The organism is Streptomyces sp. NPDC015242 (genome assembly GCF_043079125.1).
Classification (GTDB): Bacteria; Actinomycetota; Actinomycetes; order Streptomycetales; family Streptomycetaceae; genus Streptomyces.
Genome location: NZ_JBIBUF010000002.1, coordinates 1,176,437 through 1,194,409 on the forward strand (window position 1 = coordinate 1,176,437; position 17,973 = coordinate 1,194,409).

The window sequence follows — 17,973 nt, forward strand, 5'->3', positions numbered from 1 at the left end:
TTCCTCTCCGCCTCCCAGGACCCTGCCCAGGACCCGGGTGTCACCCGTAACGTGTGGCACGACCACGGACACGTGGCGACGACATGGCGCACCCGAAAGCGAGGCAGCACCCGATGCCCCCCTTCGATGTCCCCGAGGGCGACCCCTTCGGTCCGCACAACCTGCCGTACGGCGTGTTCTCCCTGCCCGGCTCCGCCCACCGGACCGTGGGCGTCCGGCTCGGCGACCACGTGCTGGACGCGGGCGCGGCGGCCCACGCGCTCGGCTCCCCGTACGCCTCCCTGCTCGCGCAGCCGAGCCTCAACCCGCTGCTGGCGGCGGGCCGCACGGCCTGGTCGGACGTCCGCCGGGCGCTGACGGCCTGGGTGACCGTGCCGTCTCACCGCGAGACCGTCGAGAAGCTGTTCCACCCCCTGTCCTCGGTGATCCTGCACCTGCCCTTCGAGGTGGCGGACTACGTCGACTTCTACGCCTCCGAGAACCACGCGCGGAACGTCGGGCAGATCTTCCGGCCCGACGCGGAGGACTCCCTCACCCCCAACTGGAAGCACCTGCCGATCGGCTACCACGGCCGCTCCGGCACGGTCGTCGTCTCCGGCACCGACGTCGTACGCCCCTCGGGCCAGCGCAAGGCGCCCTCCGAGGCCGCTCCGGTCTTCGGCCCGTCCGTCCGGCTGGACATCGAGGCCGAGGTCGGCTTCGTCGTCGGCGTGCCCTCCCGCATGGGCCGGCCGGTGGCGCTCGGCGACTTCCGCGAGCACGTCTTCGGTCTGTGCCTGCTGAACGACTGGTCCGCGCGCGACCTCCAGGCCTGGGAGTACGTGCCGCTCGGCCCGTTCCTCGGCAAGTCCTTCGCCACCTCCGTGTCGGCGTGGATCACCCCGCTGGACGCCCTGGAGGAGGCCCTCGTGGCGCCTCCGGCCCGGACGCACCGGCTGCTGCCGTACCTGGACGACAGCGACGAGGAACCCGGCGGCTACGACCTGCGGATCAGCGTCGCCGTCAACGGCCACGTCGTCTCCGAGCCGCCCTTCTCCACCATGTACTGGACGGCCGCCCAGCAGCTGGCCCACATGACCGTCAACGGCGCGTCCCTGCGCACCGGCGACCTGTACGGCTCCGGCACGGTGAGCGGCCCGACGGAACGCGAGCGCGGCTCGCTGCTGGAACTGACCTGGAACGGCCGTGACCCGCTGGAACTGCCCGACGGCAAGCGGACGTTCCTGGAGGACGGCGACGTCGTGACCCTCTCGGCCTGGGCCCCAGGACCCGACGGCGTGCGCGTGGGGCTCGGTGAGGTGACGGGGCGGGTGGTCCCGGACTGAGCCCGGCCGCCCCGGACTTGCCCCATGGACGGCCCGAACCGGCCCGGGTGCCCCGGCGCACGGCCCGGGCCGGTTCGTGATCGCTCCTCGCGGCCCGTCCGCCGGCGTCCGGCTCCTGACGCACACCGCCCGGGCCCGTCATACTGGGCGGCACGCGCGCAGGGCGACCGCCCTCCCCCCGCACGACCCGTAGCCGCCCCTCTTCCGACGAGGAACCGGAGCCCGTGGCCATGACCGTCTGCCTGCTCCTGCTGAGCGTTGTCGCCGTGACGGCCGCCTTCCCCGTGCCCCGCGCGCTGACGCGGGCCACGTGGCCGGAGCGGGAACCGGTGGTCGCCCTGTGGGTGTGGCAGTGCCTGGTGGCCACCGTGCTGCTGTGCTGCGTGACGGCCCTCGCGCTGGGCGCCGCCGCCGTGTTCGGCACGGTCCGCGCCCAGCTGTTCGCCCCGGCACCGCCGGCGGTCACCGCCGCGTACGACCTGTCCACCGCGCCGCCCTGGGCCGCCGCACTGACCGTGCTGCTGGCCTGCGGTGCCGCCTGGACGACCGCGATGCTCGCCCGTGAACTCGTCGAGGCGCGCCGGCGGCGTGCCCAGGCCCGGGCCCACCTGCGCGAGCGCGCGCCCGACCTGCCGGCCGGGCTGCCCGCCGCGAAGGGCCCCCTGCTGGTCCTGGAGGACGAGTACCCGGACGCCTGGTGGATGCCCGGCAGCCCGGCCCAGCTGATCGTCACCACGGGCGCCCTGCACCGCCTCACCGGCCACCAGCTGGACGCCGTCCTCACCCACGAGCGCGGCCACGCCCGGGCCCGCCACGACTGGCTGCTGCACCTGTCCACCGCCCTGGCCACCGGCTTCCCGCGCGTCCCGCTGTTCGCCCACTTCTGCGACCAGACCCACCGCCTGGTCGAACTGGCCGCCGACGACACCGCCTCCCGGCGCTGCGGCCACCTGACCACCGCGCTGGCCCTGATCGAGCTCAACCAGCACCGCGGGGTGCTGTCCTGCGCCTCCAGCCACCGCCTGCTCGGCGAGCGGGTCGACCGGCTCCTCGAACCGCCGCCCCGCCTCGGCCGCAGGCACCGCGCCCTGACGACCACCACGGCCGCCCTCGTCCCGCTGGTGCCGCTGCTGATCGCGTTCGCCCCCGGCCTGTCGGCGCTGTCGTAGCAGCGGCGGTGGCCCGGCGGCGGTGGCGGATCCACCCACGGGACCGGTGAAAGCCCAGCTCAGCGGCGGTTCCGGGCACCTGCCCGGTGGCGCAACATTCCCGCAACACCACTTTTCCTATCGGATAGGTATGGTCCGATCCATGCCGACCGACCGCATCCGGGACCACGCCGGGCAGGGCGCCGCGACCACCGTCGCCGCCCACCGCGCGCGGCGCCGGCTGCGCGCCGACCGGGCCCGGCAACTGGCCGACCTGCTCCGCCGGCAACTGCTCACCGGCGACTTCGCCGACGGCGTCCTGCCCCACGAGTCGACCCTCGGGGCCGACTACGGCGCCAGCCGCAACACGGTCCGCGAAGCCCTCGACCTCCTGCGGGCCGAAGGGCTGGTGGAACGCCAGCCGGGCGTCGGCACGGTGGTCGTGGCCCACAAGTACCCCCACGGCCTCGACCGCCTGATGGGGCTCGCGGAGACCCTGCGCGAACACGGGCACGTCACCAACGAGGTCCGCACCATGGGCCCCGCCCCGGCACCGGCTCCGGTGGCCGCACGCCTCGGCCTCGCCCCCGGCACCGACGTCCTCTACATCGAACGCCTGCGGCGCCTGAACGGGCTGCCCCTGTCCCTCGACCTCACCTACATCCCGCTCGACATCGGCACCGGACTGCTCGGCGCCGACCTGGAGAACAACGACGTCTTCCGCCTGCTGGAAGCCGTCACCGGCCGGCGTCTCGGCCACGCCGAGATCACCCTGGAGGCGGTCAGCGCGGACACCCACTCCGCCGCGGTGCTGGAGGCCCCGCGCGGCGCCGCCGTCCTCATGCTCGAACGCCTCACCCACCTCGCGGACGGCCGGCCGGTCGACCTGGAGTTCATCCGGTTCCGCGGCGACCGCATCACCATGAGCGGCCTGCTGCACCGGTCCGCCTGATCCCCCCGCTCGCGCACACTCCTGGAGACAGCCATGCCCTTGGCGCCCCAGCGGGCCGACGTGCCCGTGACCATCGACGAGTCGAAGTGCATCGACGGCTGCACGCTCTGCGTGGACATGTGCCCGCTGGACTCCCTCGCCATCGACGAGCGCAACGGCAAGGCCTACATGCATGTCGACGAGTGCTGGTACTGCGGCCCGTGCGCGGCGCGCTGCCCCACCGGCGCCGTCACCGTCAACATGCCCTATCTGCTCCGGTGAGAGGCCCGAACCGTCATGTCCCGAACCAGCGTGCCCAGTGTGTCCCGAACCACCGTGAACCGTACGGCGGTCGCCGTCTCCGCGCTCGTCCTGCTGCTCCCGCTCAGCGCCTGCGGCGGTGACGCCGAGGCCGGCGGCGGGTCCACGGTCACCGTCACCGTCGGCTACCAGTCCCGGACGATCAACACCGTCACCGCGGGCACCCTGCTCCGCTCCCTCGGTTCCTTCGAGAAGCAGCTCGACGCCCTGAACGACGGCGTCCGCTACAAGGTGAGCTGGCAGGACTACGCCACCGGCGCCCCGATCACCGCCCAGATGACCGCCGGGAAGATCGACATCGGTTCGATGGGCGACTTCCCGCTGCTCATCAACGCGGCCCGCGGCAAGCAGCTCGACCGCCCCACCCGGCTGGTGTCGGTCACCGGCTACAACCTGCGCGGCGGCCTCAACACCATCGTCACCGCGCCCGGTTCCCGGCTGGCCTCCCTGAAGGACCTGAAGGGCAAGAAGGTCTCCACCAGCGTCGGATCGGCCGCCGACGGCACACTCGTACGGGCCTTGCAGCGCGCCGGCATCGACCCGGCCGACGACATCGAGAAGCTCAACCAGCAGCCCGCCGTCGGCGCCTCCGCCCTCGCGGCGGGCAGCACGGACGCGCTGTCGCAGTTCGTCGCCTGGCCGGGCCTGCTCGCCCACCAGGGCAAGGCCAAGGCGCTCTACGACGGGGCCCGGCTGAACCTGCCGACCTTCCACGGCGTCACCGCCCGGCAGGACTTCGCCGAGCGGCGCCCGGCGGTGCTGGAGGCGTTCCTGAAGGCGCAGGCGGAGGCGACCGACTACCTGAACGAGCACCCGGTGGACGCCGCCGAGACGGTCGCGAAGGCCACCGGCCTGCCCGCGGAGGTCGTCTACCTCTACAACGGCGCGCACGGCATCGCCACCTTCGACCCGGCGATCAGGCCACAGCTGGTGGCCGCCCTGAAGCAGGACGTGCCCGTCCTGAAGTCGGCCGAGCTGACCGGCGACGTGGACGTCGACTCCTTCGTCGACGACCGGTACGTGAGGAAGGCCCTCGGGCCGAAGGCGTACGCCGAGCGTCTCGCCGCGAAGCCCGCACCGGCCCGGAGCGAGGCCTGGCCCGAGGGCGCCGCCAAGACCGTCACCTTCACCTCTCCCTCCGCTCTGCTGCGCTACGTGGCCGGGCACCGCGACACGCTGCGCGCCGCCTACGTCCCCGACACCACCACCGGAACGCTCTGGTTCGCCGACCGGGCCGTCTGGGTGGCCGACGGCGGCGACCTGCTGCCGTTCGTCGCCCCCGACACCGCGCGGGCGTACCTGGCCGGGCACGCCGGCGCGCGGATCGTCTCCTACGCCGACGCCCTGGAGCGGGTCTCATGAGGCGGTACGCGCTCCGCCTGGTCTCGCTCGCCGCCGCCCTCGGCCTGTGGCAGGCGCTGACCAGCCTGGACGTCGACCTGTGGCTGCGGTTCTCGCAGTTCCCCACGGTCAGTGACGTGGCCCGCGCCTTCGCCGCCCGGCTGTCCGGGCCGGACTACTGGACGGACCTCACCGACAGCCTCACCCGGATCCTCACCGGCTTCCTGCTGGCCGCCGTCCTGGGCGTGGCGACGGGCGTGCTCGTGGCGCGCTCGCGCCTCGCCGAGGACCTGCTCGGCCCGGTGCTGGAGGTGATCCGGCCGGTCCCGGCCATCGCCCTGGTCCCCGTCGCCATCCTGCTGTTCCCCTCCAACGAGCAGGGCATCGTCTTCATCACCTGCACCGCCGCCTTCTTCCCCGTGCTGGTCTCCACCCGGCACGCCGTGCGCGCGCTGACGCCCGTGTGGGAGGAGGCGGTGCTCACCCTGGGCGGCGGGCGGTGGCGGATCCTCGGCTCGGTCGTGCTTCCGGGTGCGCTCCCCGGCGTCTTCGGCGGCCTGTCCGTGGGCATCGGCGTCTCGTGGATCTGCGTGATCTCCGCCGAGATGATCTCCGGCCAGTACGGCGTCGGCTACCGCACCTGGCAGGACTACACCGTCGTCGACTACCCGGGCGTCTTCGTCGGCATGGCCACCATCGGCGTGCTCGGCTGGCTCACCTCCACCGCCGTGGAGCTGCTGGGCCGCCGCCTCACCCGCTGGCTGCCCCGCACCACGTACGACCCCGCTGCCCGGCCCGCCCGGCCTGCCCGGCCCGGGCAGCCCGCAGCGGCCGTACCCGGCGCCCGGCCCGGAGGGTACCGATCCGAGGAGGCACGCGATGAGCACCTCGTCTGAGACCGTCCCGGGCGCCTCGCCCGGGACGGGCACCGTCACCGCCGCGGGTGTGCGCGGCGTCCGGCTCGCCCTGGCCGGCGCGCGTCTCGGCCGCCCCGGCGCCCCCGCCCTGGACGGCGTCGACCTGGAGGTCTCCCCCGGTGAGATCCTCACCGTCGTCGGCCCGTCCGGCTGCGGCAAGTCGACCCTGCTGCGCACGCTGGCGGGCCTGCTCGCACCGCTGGCCGGTGAGGTCACCGAGGACGGCCGCCCGCTGACCGGCCCCGCCGCCGACCGCGCCCTGGTCTTCCAGGAGGACGCGTTGCTTCCCTGGCGCACCCTGCGCGCCAACGTCGAACTGCCCCTCGCCGTGCGGCACGTCCCCCGCGCCGAACGCCGGGCCCAGGCCCGGGCCTGGCTGGAACGGGTCGGACTCGGCGCGCAAGCGGGGCAGTTGCCGCACCGGGTCTCCGGCGGGCAGCGCCAGCGCGCCCAGCTGGCCCGCGCCCTGGCCGGCCGCCCGCGTGCCGTCCTGATGGACGAGCCGTTCGGCGCGCTCGACGCGCAGACCCGCGCCGGCATGCAGGACCTCCTGGTGGACGTCCTCCGGGGCACGGGCGCGACGGTCGTCTTCGTCACCCACGACGTGGACGAGGCGCTGTTCCTCGGCGACCGCGTGGCCCTGCTCGCCGCCGGTGGCCTCGCCGCCGTCCGGAACGTGCCCCGTCCCCGCGACCGGGGCGCGCACGACGACCCCGCGCGCCTGGCCCTGCGGCGCGACGTCCTCACCTCGCTCGGTACGTGAAAGGCACTCCGGTGACCCCCTCCGTGAACTCCCCAGCGGCCCCCGCCCTCGCCCTCCCGGCCCTCGCCGACGCCGAGGAGCTGACCTGTGACGTCCTGGTCGTCGGCGGCGGCACTGCCGGCACCATGGCGGCCCTGACCGCCGCCGAGCACGGCGCGAACGTCCTGCTGCTGGAGAAGGCCCACGTCCGGCACTCCGGCGCGCTCGCCATGGGCATGGACGGCGTCAACAACGCGGTCGTCCCGGGCCGTGCCGAACCGGACGACTACGTCGCCGAGATCACCCGCGCCAACGACGGCATCGTCGACCAGTCCACCGTCCGCCAGACCGCCACCCGGGGCTTCGCGATGGTGCAGCGGCTGGAGTCCTACGGCGTGAAGTTCGAGAAGGACGAGCACGGTGACTACGCCGTCCGCCAGGTGCACCGCTCCGGCTCCTACGTCCTGCCCATGCCCGAGGGCAAGGACGTCAAGAAGGTCCTCTACCGGCAGCTGCGGCGGCGGGAGATGCGGGAGCGGATCCGCATCGAGAACAGGGTGATGCCGGTGCGGGTGCTCACGGCGGACGGGCGCGCCGTCGGTGCGGCCGGCTTCCACACCCGCACCGGGCGGTTCGTCCAGGTCCGCGCGGGCGCGGTCATCCTCGCCACCGGCGCCTGCGGCCGCCTCGGCCTGCCCGCCTCCGGCTACCTCTACGGCACCTACGAGAACCCCACCAACGCCGGCGACGGCTACGCCATGGCCTACCACGCCGGCGCCGAACTCACCGGCATCGAGTGCTTCCAGATCAACCCGCTCATCAAGGACTACAACGGTCCCGCCTGCGCCTATGTCGCCAACCCCTTCGGCGGTTACCAGGTCAACCGGCACGGCGAGCGCTTCGTCGACTCCGACTACTGGTCGGGCCAGATGATGGCCGAGTTCGCGGCGGAGGTGGCGTCCGACCGGGGACCGGTCTACCTCAAGCTGAGCCACCTGCCGGAGGAGTCCGTCTCGGCGCTGGAGACGATCCTCCACTCCACCGAACGCCCCACCCGCGGCACCTTCCACTCCGGCCGCGGCCACGACTACCGCACCCACGACGTCGAGATGCACATCTCCGAGATCGGCCTGTGCGGCGGCCACTCCGCCTCCGGCGTCCGCGTGGACGACCACGCCCGCACCACCGTGCCCCGCCTGTACGCGGCCGGCGACCTGGCCTGCGTGCCGCACAACTACATGATCGGCGCGTTCGTCTTCGGCGACCTCGCGGGCGCCGACGCGTCCCGGTACACGGCCTACACGGGGGAACTGCCGGCCGACCAGCTGCGCGAGGCGCACGAGCTGATCTACCGCCCGCTGCGCAACCCCGACGGCCCGCCGCAGCCCCAGGTCGAGTACAAGCTGCGCCGCTTCGTGAACGACTACGTCGCCCCTCCCAAGTCCGGTGCCCGGCTGTCGCTGGCCCTGGAGGCGTTCGAGCGGATGCGCGCGGACATCGCCACGATGGGCGCCCGCACCCCGCACGAGCTGATGCGCTGCGCCGAGGTCACCTTCATCCGCGACTGCGCGGAGATGGCCGCACGTTCCTCCCTGGCCCGCACGGAGTCCCGCTGGGGCTTGTACCACGACCGGCTCGACCACCCCCGGCGGGACGACGCGTCCTGGTTCCACCACCTCGATCTGCACAAGTCCCCCTCTGGTGCGATGGAGTTCACGGCTCGTCCCGTGGCCCCCTATCTCGTTCCGGTCGACGGTTTCGATCCGGTCGGCGGCGCGCCCCGCCCCATCGGCGAGGTCCACGCCGAGGACGTGGCGACAGCCGGGTCGCGCGACGTGGCTCCGGTCGCGGCCCGGACGGGGGCCGCGGCACCGGAGCCGGCTGCCGCGCCGGGCACCGCGCCCGCCGCTCCCTCGGGCCGGCGCTCCTCCGCCCGGCTGCTCGAACTCGTCGCCCTCGCCGACGAGGAACCCGAACTCGATGCCCTGCGGCCGTACCTGGGGGACCCGGAGCCCGCCGTCCGGCGCGAGGCGGTCGCCGTGCTCACCGAGACCCTGCCGCCGGGGACGGGTCCCGCCCTCGCCGCGGCCCTGCGGGACTCCGCCGCGGAGGTCCGCGCGGCCGCGGCCGCTTCGTTGCGCGAACTCGTCGAGACGCTCCCGCCCGAGCCGGGTCTGCGCGACGGTCTCGCCGCCGCTCTGACCGAGCCCGACCCGGTGGTCCGGGCCGCCGCGCTGGACGTCCTGCGCGCCCTGCGCCTCGGGGACAGCGAGCTGTTCACGGCCTGCCTGACCGACTCCGACATCGCCGTCCGGATCGAGGCGGTGCGTGCCCTGGTGTCGGTCGACGCCGCCGACGCGCTGGCGGGCGCGTCGGTCGCCGATCCGTCCCGCGAGGTCCGCGTGGCGATCGCCAAGGGGCTGGCCACGGTGGGAGCGGACCGGCTGGGTGCCGCAGCGCCACCGGGCGGGGGCGACGCTCCCGGGGCCGCTTCGGGGGCCGGCCCGGTCGCGCAGGCCCTCACCGGGCTGCTCGACGACCCCGACGCCCTCGTACGCGCGGCGGCCTACGGAGCGCTGGGCACGACCGGCTGCCCGGCGCCCCTCGCCGAACGCGCCGTGGCCGCCCTGTCCGAGCCGGCCTGGCAAGTGCGGGCCGGGGCCGCGACGGCGCTGTCCGTCGCCGGCGCCGAGGTGGCCGTGCCCGCGCTCGCCAAGGCCCTCGCGGACTCCAACGCCGACGTCCGCAAAGCCGCCGTCCTGGCCCTGACCAGGCACCGGTCCTCGGTCGAGGCGAGAGCGGCACTGGCCACGGCGACGACGGACTCCGACGCGGACGTCAGGGCGTACGCGGCGCGGGCCCTGTGACCGGAGTGACGCTCCCCGGCCGATCCCACCCGGCCGGCCCCGGCCCGAGGCGGGAGCCGCCCGGCCCGGCCGGAGCCCGGCCCTATGTCCAGTCGTCGGGCTCCGGCTCCGCGTCCCTCTCCGGCCAGTCGTACGGCTCGTCGGTGCCCTGGCCGGAGGACCGGCCCGGTGCCTGGCCGGCCGCCGGGGGTGAGCCGGCCGCCGGGGTCGCGCCGGGCGGCCCGCCCAGCGACCCGAGCACCTCCAGCACCCCTTCGCCGTAGGTCGCGAGCTTCTTCTCGCCCACGCCGCTGATCCCGCCGAGCTCGCTCACCGACGCCGGCCACGCCAGGGCGATCTCCCGCAGTGTCGCGTCGTGGAAGATGACGTACGCCGGGACGCCCTGCTCGCGGGCCTGCTCGGCCCGCCAGGCGCGCAGGGCCTCGAACGCCGGCAGCAACTCCTCCGGCAGCTCGGCGGCGACGGTCCTGCCCTTGCGCTCGCCCCGCCCGGAGGCCGCGGACGACGACCCGGACCGGGAGGTCGCCGGCTTCTTCGGCTCCTTGCGCAGCGGCACCTCCCGCTCCCGCCTGAGCACCTCCCCGCTGGCCTCGGTCAGCACCAGCGTGCCGTAGTCGCCCTCCACCGCGAGCAGTCCCTGGGCGAGCAACTGCCGTATGACGCCTCTCCACTCGCCCTCGGTCAGCTCCTCACCGATGCCGAAGACCGACAGCTGGTCGTGGTCGAACTGGATGACCTTGGCGGTGCGCTTGCCGAGCAGGATGTCGACGATCTGCACCGCGCCGAACTTCTGGCCGCGCTCCCGCTGCAGCCGCACCACCGTCGACAGGACCTTCTGCGCCGCGACCGTGCCGTCCCAGGTCTCCGGCGGGGTCAGGCAGGTGTCGCAGTTGCCGCAGCCGGCCGGGTCCGGGTCCTGGCCGAAGTAGGCGAGGAGCTGGCCCCGGCGGCACTGAGCGGTCTCGCACAGCGCCAGCATCGCGTCGAGATGGGCCTGGGCCCGCCGCCGGAAGGCCTCGTCGCCCTCACCGGACTGGATCAGCTTGCGCTGCTGGATGACGTCGTTGAGCCCGTAGGCCATCCAGGCCGTGGACGGCAGTCCGTCGCGGCCGGCCCGGCCCGTCTCCTGGTAGTACCCCTCGACCGACTTGGGCAGGTCGAGGTGGGCGACGAAGCGGACGTCCGGCTTGTCGATGCCCATGCCGAAGGCGATGGTCGCCACCACGACCAGGCCGTCCTCCCGCAGGAAGCGGGACTGGTGGGCCGCGCGCGTCCCCGCGTCCAGCCCGGCGTGGTAGGGCACCGCCTCGATGCCGTTGCGGCTGAGGAACTCGGCGGTCTTCTCCACCGAGTTGCGCGACAGGCAGTAGACGATGCCCGCGTCGCCCGCGTGCTCCTCCCGGAGGAAGGCCAGCAGCTGCTTCTTCGGGTCGGCCTTGGGCACGATCCGGTACTGGATGTTGGGCCGGTCGAAGCTGGCCACGAAGTGGCGGGCCGACGGCATGTTCAGCCGCTCGGTGATCTCCCGGTGCGTCGCGTGCGTGGCCGTCGCCGTGAGCGCGATCCGCGGTACGTCCGGCCAGCGCTCGCCGAGCAGCGACAGCGCCAGGTAGTCGGGGCGGAAGTCGTGGCCCCACTGGGAGACGCAATGCGCCTCGTCGATCGCGAAGAGGGAGATCTTGCCCCGGGAGAGCAGACCGAGCGTGCTCTCCAGCCGCAGCCGCTCCGGCGCCAGGTACAGCAGGTCCAGCTCGCCGGCGAGGAACTCGGCCTCCACCATCCGGCGCTCGTCGAAGTCCTGCGTGGAGTTCATGAAACCGGCCCGCACGCCCAGCGCCCGCAGCGCGTCCACCTGGTCCTGCATCAGGGCGATCAGCGGGGAGACGACCACGCCCGTACCGGGGCGGACCAGGGACGGAATCTGGTAGCACAGCGACTTGCCGCCGCCGGTGGGCATGAGCACGACGGCGTCGCCGCCGGCGACCACGTGCTCGATGACCGCTTCCTGCTCGCCGCGGAAGGCGCCGTAGCCGAAGACGCGGTGCAGCGCGGTGAGCGCCTCGCTCGCGTCGGCACCGAGCGGCCCGGCGGGGCCGTCGCCCAGGGCGCCGGCCCCGCCACCGAACCCGGCCGCGACCCCACCACCCGTCTCCGCGTCCGCCCCGGCGCCGGTCACCGTGCCTCGTTCCGTCATCACACCCGTCCCGCCCGTCGCGCCCATCGTTGCGTCCCCCGTGCGTCGCGCCTCGACCACTGCGTCCACCATAGGCGCCCGCACCGACAGCCCCGGAGTTGTCCACAGGTCCCGCCCGATGGAGGGGGCGGACCGCACTCGGGTTCGACTCAGCCCATTGGACAGGCCCGTCTGGCACGCCCCCACCCGCCGGGTGAAGCTGCTCACGCGGCCCGGATGCGGCCTGCGTCGCATGACCCTCCGTCCGTCCCCTCCCCGGCTGGCGCCCCCGCGCCCCCCTGACGAGCGCCCGCCCCGGGCGGTCCTCTCCGCAAGGAGCACTCGACATGTCCCCCCTCACGCCCCCCAAGGCACCCTTCGCGCCCTTCAAGGCATCCTTCACGCCCCGCAGAGCCGTCGGCGCCCTCGCCCTGGCCACCGCCCTCACCCTCACCGCCGCCCCCGCCCACAGCACCGGGCACGACACCGGCCACGGCACCCGGCACGGCCAGGGCCACGGCCACGACTCGGAACCGGAACTGATCCAGACCTACGCCGCCACGCGCCACTACCAGCACGTGAAGCGCGCCCTGCGGGACGGCTACCTCCCCGCCGGCCCCTGCGCCGCCCGGCCCGGCGAGGGCGCCATGGGCTACCACTACGTCAAGCAGCGGCTGATCAACTCCACCGATCCGGTGAAACCGGCCGCGGTCGTCTATCACAAGGACCGGCACGGCGAGCTGCGCGCCGGAGCCGTGGAGTGGATCGTCCGGGACGCCGACCAGAACGTGGAGACGGACCGGGACCGGCCGGTCATGTTCGGCGACCGCCACTTCGACGGCCCGGAGGAGATCCCCGGCCTGGGCGTCGTCTACACGCTGCACGCCTGGATCTTCAAGGACAACCCCAGGGGCGTCTTCCACCCCTGGAACCGCAGGGTGCAGTGCCCCTGACCCGCACACGCGAAGGGACCCGGCCCCCTGAGGAGACCGGGTCCCGCGCTCGCTGGGAGGCTCAGCGCACGAACACGCCCGCCTGCCCCGCCAGGTCCAGGAAGTACTGCGGCGCCACACCGAGCACCAGCGTGACCGCCACCCCGACGCCGATCGCCGTCATGGTCAGCGGCGACGGCACGGCCACCGTCGGGCCCTCCGGCCGCGGCTCGCTGAAGAACATCAGCACGATGACGCGGATGTAGAAGAACGCCGCGATCGCCGACGAGATCACACCGATGACGACCAGCGGGGCGGCCCCGCCCTCCGCCGCCGCCTTGAACACGGCGAACTTCCCGGCGAAGCCGGACGTCAGCGGAATGCCCGCGAAGGCCAGCAGGAACACCGCGAACACCGCCGCCACCAGCGGCGAACGGCGGCCGAGACCCGCCCACTTGGACAGGTGCGTCGCCTCACCGCCCGCGTCGCGCACCAGCGTGACCACCGCGAAGGCGCCGATCGTCACGAAGGAGTACGCGGCCAGGTAGAAGAGGACGGACGAGACACCGTCGGGCGTGGTCGCGATGACACCGGCGAGGATGAACCCGGCGTGCGCGATCGACGAGTACGCCAGCAGCCGCTTGATGTCGGTCTGCGTGATCGCGACGATCGCACCGCCCAGCATGGTGACGATCGCCACGGCCCACATCACCGGCCGCCAGTCCCAGCGCAGACCCGGCAGGACGACGTACAGCACCCGCAGCAGCGCGCCGAAGGCAGCCACCTTGGTCGCCGCCGCCATGAAACCGGTCACCGGGGTCGGCGCGCCCTGGTAGACGTCCGGCGTCCACATGTGGAACGGCACCGCGCCCACCTTGAACAGCAGGCCCATCACCAGCAGCGCGGCGCCGACCAGGAGCAGCGCGTCGTTGCCCATGGTGGCGGCGAGCGCCGGATCGACGTCCTGGACGGTGCCCTCGACGACCTGCGCGATCCTCGCGTACGACATGGAGCCCGCGTAGCCGTACAGCAGCGCGATGCCGAACAGGGTGAACGCGGAGGCGAAGGCGCCGAGCAGGAAGTACTTGACGGCCGCCTCCTGCGACATGAGCCGCTTGCGGCGGGCCAGGGCGCACAGCAGGTACAGCGGCAGGGAGAAGACCTCCAGGGCCACGAACAGCGTCAGCAGGTCGTTGGCCGCCGGGAAGATCAGCATGCCGGCCACGGCGAACATCAGCAGCGGGAACACCTCGGTGGTGGTGAACCCGGCCCTGACCGCGGCCTTCTCGCTCTCGCTGCCCGGCACGGACGCGGCCTGCGCCGCGAAGGAGTCGACCCGGTTGCCGTGCGCGGCCGGGTCCAGGCGCCGCTCGGCGAAGGTGAACAGGCCGACCAGGGCCGCCAGCAGGATCGTGCCCTGCAGGAACAGGGCCGGTCCGTCGACGGCGATCGCGCCCATCGCCGCGATACGCGCCTTCGTCGTGCCGTATCCGTCCGCCGCGAGGGCGACGACCGCGGCGAAGGCGGCCGCCAGGGCGACGACGGAGACGAACATCTGGACGTGATAGCGGGCTTTGCGCGGTACGAACGCCTCGACCAGGATCCCGACGATCGCCGCTCCCACGACGATCAGGGTGGGTGCCAGCTGGCCGTACTCGAACTCGGGCGCGTCGATCTTGGTGATCGGCTCGGCCGCGGTTGTCCACAGGCTGTGGACGGCTGATGCGCTCACTTGGCCGCCTCCACCTCGGGCTGGGGGTCCTTCTTCTGTACGTCGGACATGGTCTGCTCCACCGCGGGGTTGACGATGTCCGTGACGGGCTTCGGGTAGACGCCCAGGAAGATCAGCAGTGCGACCAGCGGGGCGACCACGACGAGCTCGCGGACCCTGAGGTCCGGCATCGCGGACACCTCCGGCTTCACCGGGCCCGTCATCGTCCGCTGGTACAGGACGAGCGTGTAGAGCGCGGCGAGGACGATGCCGAAGGTGGCGATGATGCCGATCACCGGGTAGCGCGTGAACGTGCCGACCAGGACCAGGAACTCACTGACGAACGGCGCCAGTCCCGGCAGGGACAGCGTCGCCAGGCTGCCGATCAGGAACGTGCCGGCGAGCACCGGGGCGACCTTCTGCACCCCGCCGTAGTCGGCGATGAGCCGCGAGCCGCGCCGGGAGATAAGGAAGCCCGCGACCAGCATCAGCGCGGCCGTCGAGATGCCGTGGTTGATCATGTAGAGCGTCGCGCCGGACTGGCCCTGGCTCGTCATCGCGAAGATGCCCATGATGATGAAGCCGAAGTGGGAGATCGACGCGTAGGCCACCAGCCGCTTGATGTCGCGCTGGCCGACCGCGAGCAGCGCCCCGTAGATGATGCTGATCAGGGCGAGGACGAGGATCGCGGGCGTGGCCCACTTGCTGGCCTCCGGGAAGAGCTGGAGGCAGAAGCGGAGCATCGCGAAGGTGCCGACCTTGTCGACGACCGCCGTGATGAGGACCGCGACCGGGGCCGTCGACTCCTGCATCGCGTTGGGCAGCCAGGTGTGCAGCGGCCACAGCGGCGCCTTCACCGCGAAGGCGAAGAAGAAGCCGAGGAACAGCCAGCGTTCGGTGCTGGTCGCCATGTCGAGCGTGCCGTTGGCGCGGGCCTCGGCGATCTCCTGGAGCGAGAAGTTCCCGGCGACCACGTACAGGCCGATCACCGCGGCCAGCATGATCAGGCCGCCGGCCAGGTTGTAGAGGAGGAACTTCACCGCGGCGTACGAGCGTTGCGTCGCCGCCGTCTTCTCGCCGTGCTCGTGGGCACGGTCCCCGAAGCCGCCGATGAGGAAGTACATCGGGATGAGCATGGCTTCGAAGAAGATGTAGAAGAGGAAGACGTCGGTGGCCTCGAAGGAGAGGATCACCATCGCCTCGACGGCCAGGATCAGGGCGAAGAAGCCCTGCGTCGGCCGCCAGCGGCTGCTGCCCGTCTCCAGCGGGTCGGCGTCGTGCCAGCCCGCGAGGATGATGAACGGGATGAGCAGGGCGGTGAGCCCGATCAGCGCCACGCCGATGCCGTCCACGCCCAGTTCGTAACGGACGCCGAAGTCGGCGATCCAGGCGTGGGACTCGGTGAGCTGGTAGCGCTCGCCGCCCGGGTCGAAGCGGACCAGGACGACGATCGCCAGCACGAGCGTGGCGAGCGAGAAGAGCAGCGCCAGCCACTTGGCGGCGGTGCGCCGCGCGGCCGGTACGGCGGCCGTGGCGATCGCCCCGATCGCCGGGAGCGCCGCTGTCGCTGTCAGCAGGGGAAAGGACATCGGTATCAGACCGCCCTCATCAGCAGGGTCGCGGCGACGATGACCGCCGCGCCGCCGAACATCGAGACCGCGTAGGAGCGGGCGAAGCCGTTCTGCAGCCTGCGCATCCGCCCGGAGAGGCCGCCGACCGAGGCCGCCGTGCCGTTGACGACGCCGTCGACCAGGGTGTGGTCGACGTAGACCAGGGACCGCGTCAGGTGCTCGCCGCCGCGGACCAGGACGACGTGGTTGAAGTCGTCCTGGAGCAGGTCGCGGCGGGCGGCCCGGGTGAGCAGCGAGCCTCGCGGGGCGACGGCCGGGACCGGGCGGCGGCCGTACTGCGCCCAGGCGAGGGCGACGCCGATGACCATGACGGCGACCGTGGACAGCGTGACCGTGAGGGCGCTGACCGGCGGGTGGCCGTGGTCGTGCCCGGTGATCGGCTCCAGCCAGTGCACGAACCGGTCGCCGATGCTGAAGAACGCGCCGCCGAAGACCGACCCGACGGCCAGCACGATCATGGGGATCGTCATGACCTTGGGCGACTCGTGCGGGTGCGGCGGGGTGTACTCGCCGCGCGTCTCCGCCGCGGGCTCCACGTCCGGCTGGGCCGGGGACGGCGTCGGGGCGTGGCGCCAGCGCTCCTCCCCGAAGAACGTCATCAGCATCACGCGCGTCATGTAGAACGCGGTGATGGCCGCGCCGAGCAGGGCGCACGCGCCGAGGATCCAGCCCTCGGTGCCGCCCTTGGCGAACGCCGCCTCGATGATCTTGTCCTTGGAGAAGAAGCCGGACAGGCCCGGGAAGCCGATGATCGCGAGATATCCGAGGCCGAAGGTGATGAAGGTGACCGGCATGTACTTCCGCAGGCCGCCGTACCTGCGCATGTCGACCTCGTCGTTCATGCCGTGCATCACCGAACCGGCGCCGAGGAAGAGACCGGCCTTGAAGAAGCCGTGCGTCACCAGGTGCATGATCGCGAAGACGTAGCCGATGGGGCCGAGGCCCGCGGCGAGGATCATGTAGCCGATCTGCGACATGGTCGAGCCGGCCAGGGCCTTCTTGATGTCGTCCTTGGCGCAACCGACGATCGCACCGAACAGCAGCGTGACCGCGCCGACGATCGTGACGACCAGCTGTGCGTCCGGGGCGCCGTTGAAGACGGCGGCGGAGCGGACGATCAGGTAGACGCCCGCCGTCACCATCGTCGCCGCGTGGATGAGGGCCGAGACCGGGGTCGGGCCCTCCATCGCGTCCCCGAGCCAGGACTGCAGCGGCACCTGGGCGGACTTGCCGCAGGCGGCGAGCAGCAGCATCAGGGCGATCGCGGTCAGCTTGTCCTCACCGGCCGCGCCGGCGAGCCCGGCCTCTCCGTGGCCGCCGAGCACCGGCCCGAAGGCGAAGGTGCCGAACCACAGGAACATCAGCATGATCGCGATGGACAGGCCCATGTCGCCGACGCGGTTGACCAGGAAGGCCTTCTTCGCGGCCGTGGCGGCGCTGGGCTTGTGCTGCCAGAAGCCGATCAGCAGGTAGGAGGCGAGACCGACGCCCTCCCAGCCGACGTACAGCAGCAGGTAGTTGTCGGCGAGGACGAGGATCAGCATCGCCGCGAGGAACAGGTTCAGGTAGCCGAAGAAGCGGCGGCGCCGCTCGTCGTGCTCCATGTACCCGACGGAGTACAGGTGGATCAGCGTCCCCACGCCCGTGATCAGCAGCACGAACGTCATGGACAGCTGGTCGAGCCGGAAGGCGACGTCCGCCTGGAAGCCCTCGACCGGGATCCAGCTGAACAGGTGCTGGCTCATCAGGCGCTGGTCGGCGTCCTGGGCGAGCATGTCGCTGAACAGCACCAGGCCGAGCACGAAGGAGACGGCCGCGAGCAGCGTGCCGAGCCAGTGGCCGACGGCGTCCAGCCGGCGTCCGCCGCACAGCAGGACCGCCGCTCCGAGCAGGGGCGCCGCCACCAGCAGCGCAATCAGGTTCTCCACTTTTCT

The 17,973-nt window shown here is 72.8% G+C and carries 13 protein-coding genes; 9 read left to right on the plus strand and 4 right to left on the minus strand.

The genetic code is table 11. The features are described 5' to 3' along the window. The first annotated feature begins 113 nt into the window (after positions 1-113). The 8 genes from fahA (at position 114) to ACF07N_RS10895 (ending at position 9,592) form a co-directional block, all read left to right on the plus strand. Complete coding sequence (gene fahA / locus ACF07N_RS10860) at positions 114-1,325, plus strand: fumarylacetoacetase (RefSeq protein WP_392110752.1); 1,212 nt, start codon at positions 114-116, stop codon at positions 1,323-1,325. 230 nt (positions 1,326-1,555) lie between these two features. Further along, positions 1,556-2,494: a M56 family metallopeptidase gene (locus ACF07N_RS10865; RefSeq protein ID WP_383334366.1), complete on the plus strand. Its 939-nt coding sequence runs from the start codon at positions 1,556-1,558 to the stop codon at positions 2,492-2,494. A gap of 142 nt (positions 2,495-2,636) precedes the next feature. Further along, positions 2,637-3,425: a GntR family transcriptional regulator gene (locus ACF07N_RS10870; RefSeq protein WP_392110755.1), complete on the plus strand. Its 789-nt coding sequence runs from the start codon at positions 2,637-2,639 to the stop codon at positions 3,423-3,425. A gap of 33 nt (positions 3,426-3,458) precedes the next feature. Next, on the plus strand, positions 3,459-3,686 hold the full coding sequence (locus ACF07N_RS10875; RefSeq protein ID WP_003992261.1) for a ferredoxin family protein: 228 nt from the start codon (positions 3,459-3,461) through the stop codon (positions 3,684-3,686). Between the two features lie 54 nt (positions 3,687-3,740). Next, positions 3,741-5,087, plus strand: a complete 1,347-nt coding sequence (locus tag ACF07N_RS10880) for an ABC transporter substrate-binding protein (RefSeq protein WP_392111135.1) — start codon at positions 3,741-3,743, stop codon at positions 5,085-5,087. Further along, positions 5,084-5,962 (plus strand): ABC transporter permease, encoded by an 879-nt coding sequence (locus ACF07N_RS10885; protein WP_392110759.1) that lies wholly within the window; start codon positions 5,084-5,086, stop codon positions 5,960-5,962. Before ACF07N_RS10880 ends, ACF07N_RS10885 begins: the two co-directional genes overlap by 4 nt. Continuing rightward, positions 5,946-6,746 carry an ABC transporter ATP-binding protein gene (locus ACF07N_RS10890; protein WP_392110762.1) on the plus strand — a complete coding sequence of 267 codons (801 nt, stop codon included), beginning with the start codon at positions 5,946-5,948 and terminating at the stop codon, positions 6,744-6,746. Before ACF07N_RS10885 ends, ACF07N_RS10890 begins: the two co-directional genes overlap by 17 nt. Before the next feature lie 23 nt (positions 6,747-6,769). After that, on the plus strand, positions 6,770-9,592 hold the full coding sequence (locus ACF07N_RS10895) for a fumarate reductase/succinate dehydrogenase flavoprotein subunit (RefSeq protein ID WP_392110765.1): 2,823 nt from the start codon (positions 6,770-6,772) through the stop codon (positions 9,590-9,592). An 82-nt stretch (positions 9,593-9,674) separates the two neighbouring features. Here ACF07N_RS10895 and recQ read toward each other — a convergent pair whose 3' ends face one another. Continuing rightward, positions 9,675-11,786 (minus strand): DNA helicase RecQ, encoded by a 2,112-nt coding sequence (gene recQ, locus ACF07N_RS10900; protein ID WP_392110767.1) that lies wholly within the window; start codon positions 11,784-11,786, stop codon positions 9,675-9,677. A gap of 326 nt (positions 11,787-12,112) precedes the next feature. Here recQ and ACF07N_RS10905 point away from each other — a divergent pair, with 326 nt between their 5' ends. Next, a complete protein-coding gene (locus ACF07N_RS10905) occupies positions 12,113-12,718 on the plus strand; it encodes a hypothetical protein (protein ID WP_392110769.1) in 606 nt (201 codons plus the stop codon). 61 nt (positions 12,719-12,779) lie between these two features. On the opposite strand, the gene nuoN is transcribed toward ACF07N_RS10905, so the two are convergent. The 3 genes from nuoN to nuoL are packed head-to-tail and all read right to left on the minus strand — an operon-like array spanning position 12,780 to position 17,967. Continuing rightward, positions 12,780-14,429: an NADH-quinone oxidoreductase subunit NuoN gene (gene nuoN / locus ACF07N_RS10910; protein ID WP_383580701.1), complete on the minus strand. Its 1,650-nt coding sequence runs from the start codon at positions 14,427-14,429 to the stop codon at positions 12,780-12,782. Then, the gene (locus ACF07N_RS10915; protein WP_383334321.1) at positions 14,426-15,997 is read right to left on the minus strand and encodes an NADH-quinone oxidoreductase subunit M; all 1,572 of its coding nucleotides are present in this window, start codon (positions 15,995-15,997) and stop codon (positions 14,426-14,428) included. Before ACF07N_RS10915 ends, nuoN begins: the two co-directional genes overlap by 4 nt. A gap of 5 nt (positions 15,998-16,002) precedes the next feature. Further along, positions 16,003-17,967, minus strand: a complete 1,965-nt coding sequence (nuoL, locus tag ACF07N_RS10920) for an NADH-quinone oxidoreductase subunit L (RefSeq protein WP_392110772.1) — start codon at positions 17,965-17,967, stop codon at positions 16,003-16,005. Between the last annotated feature and the right edge of the window lie 6 nt (positions 17,968-17,973).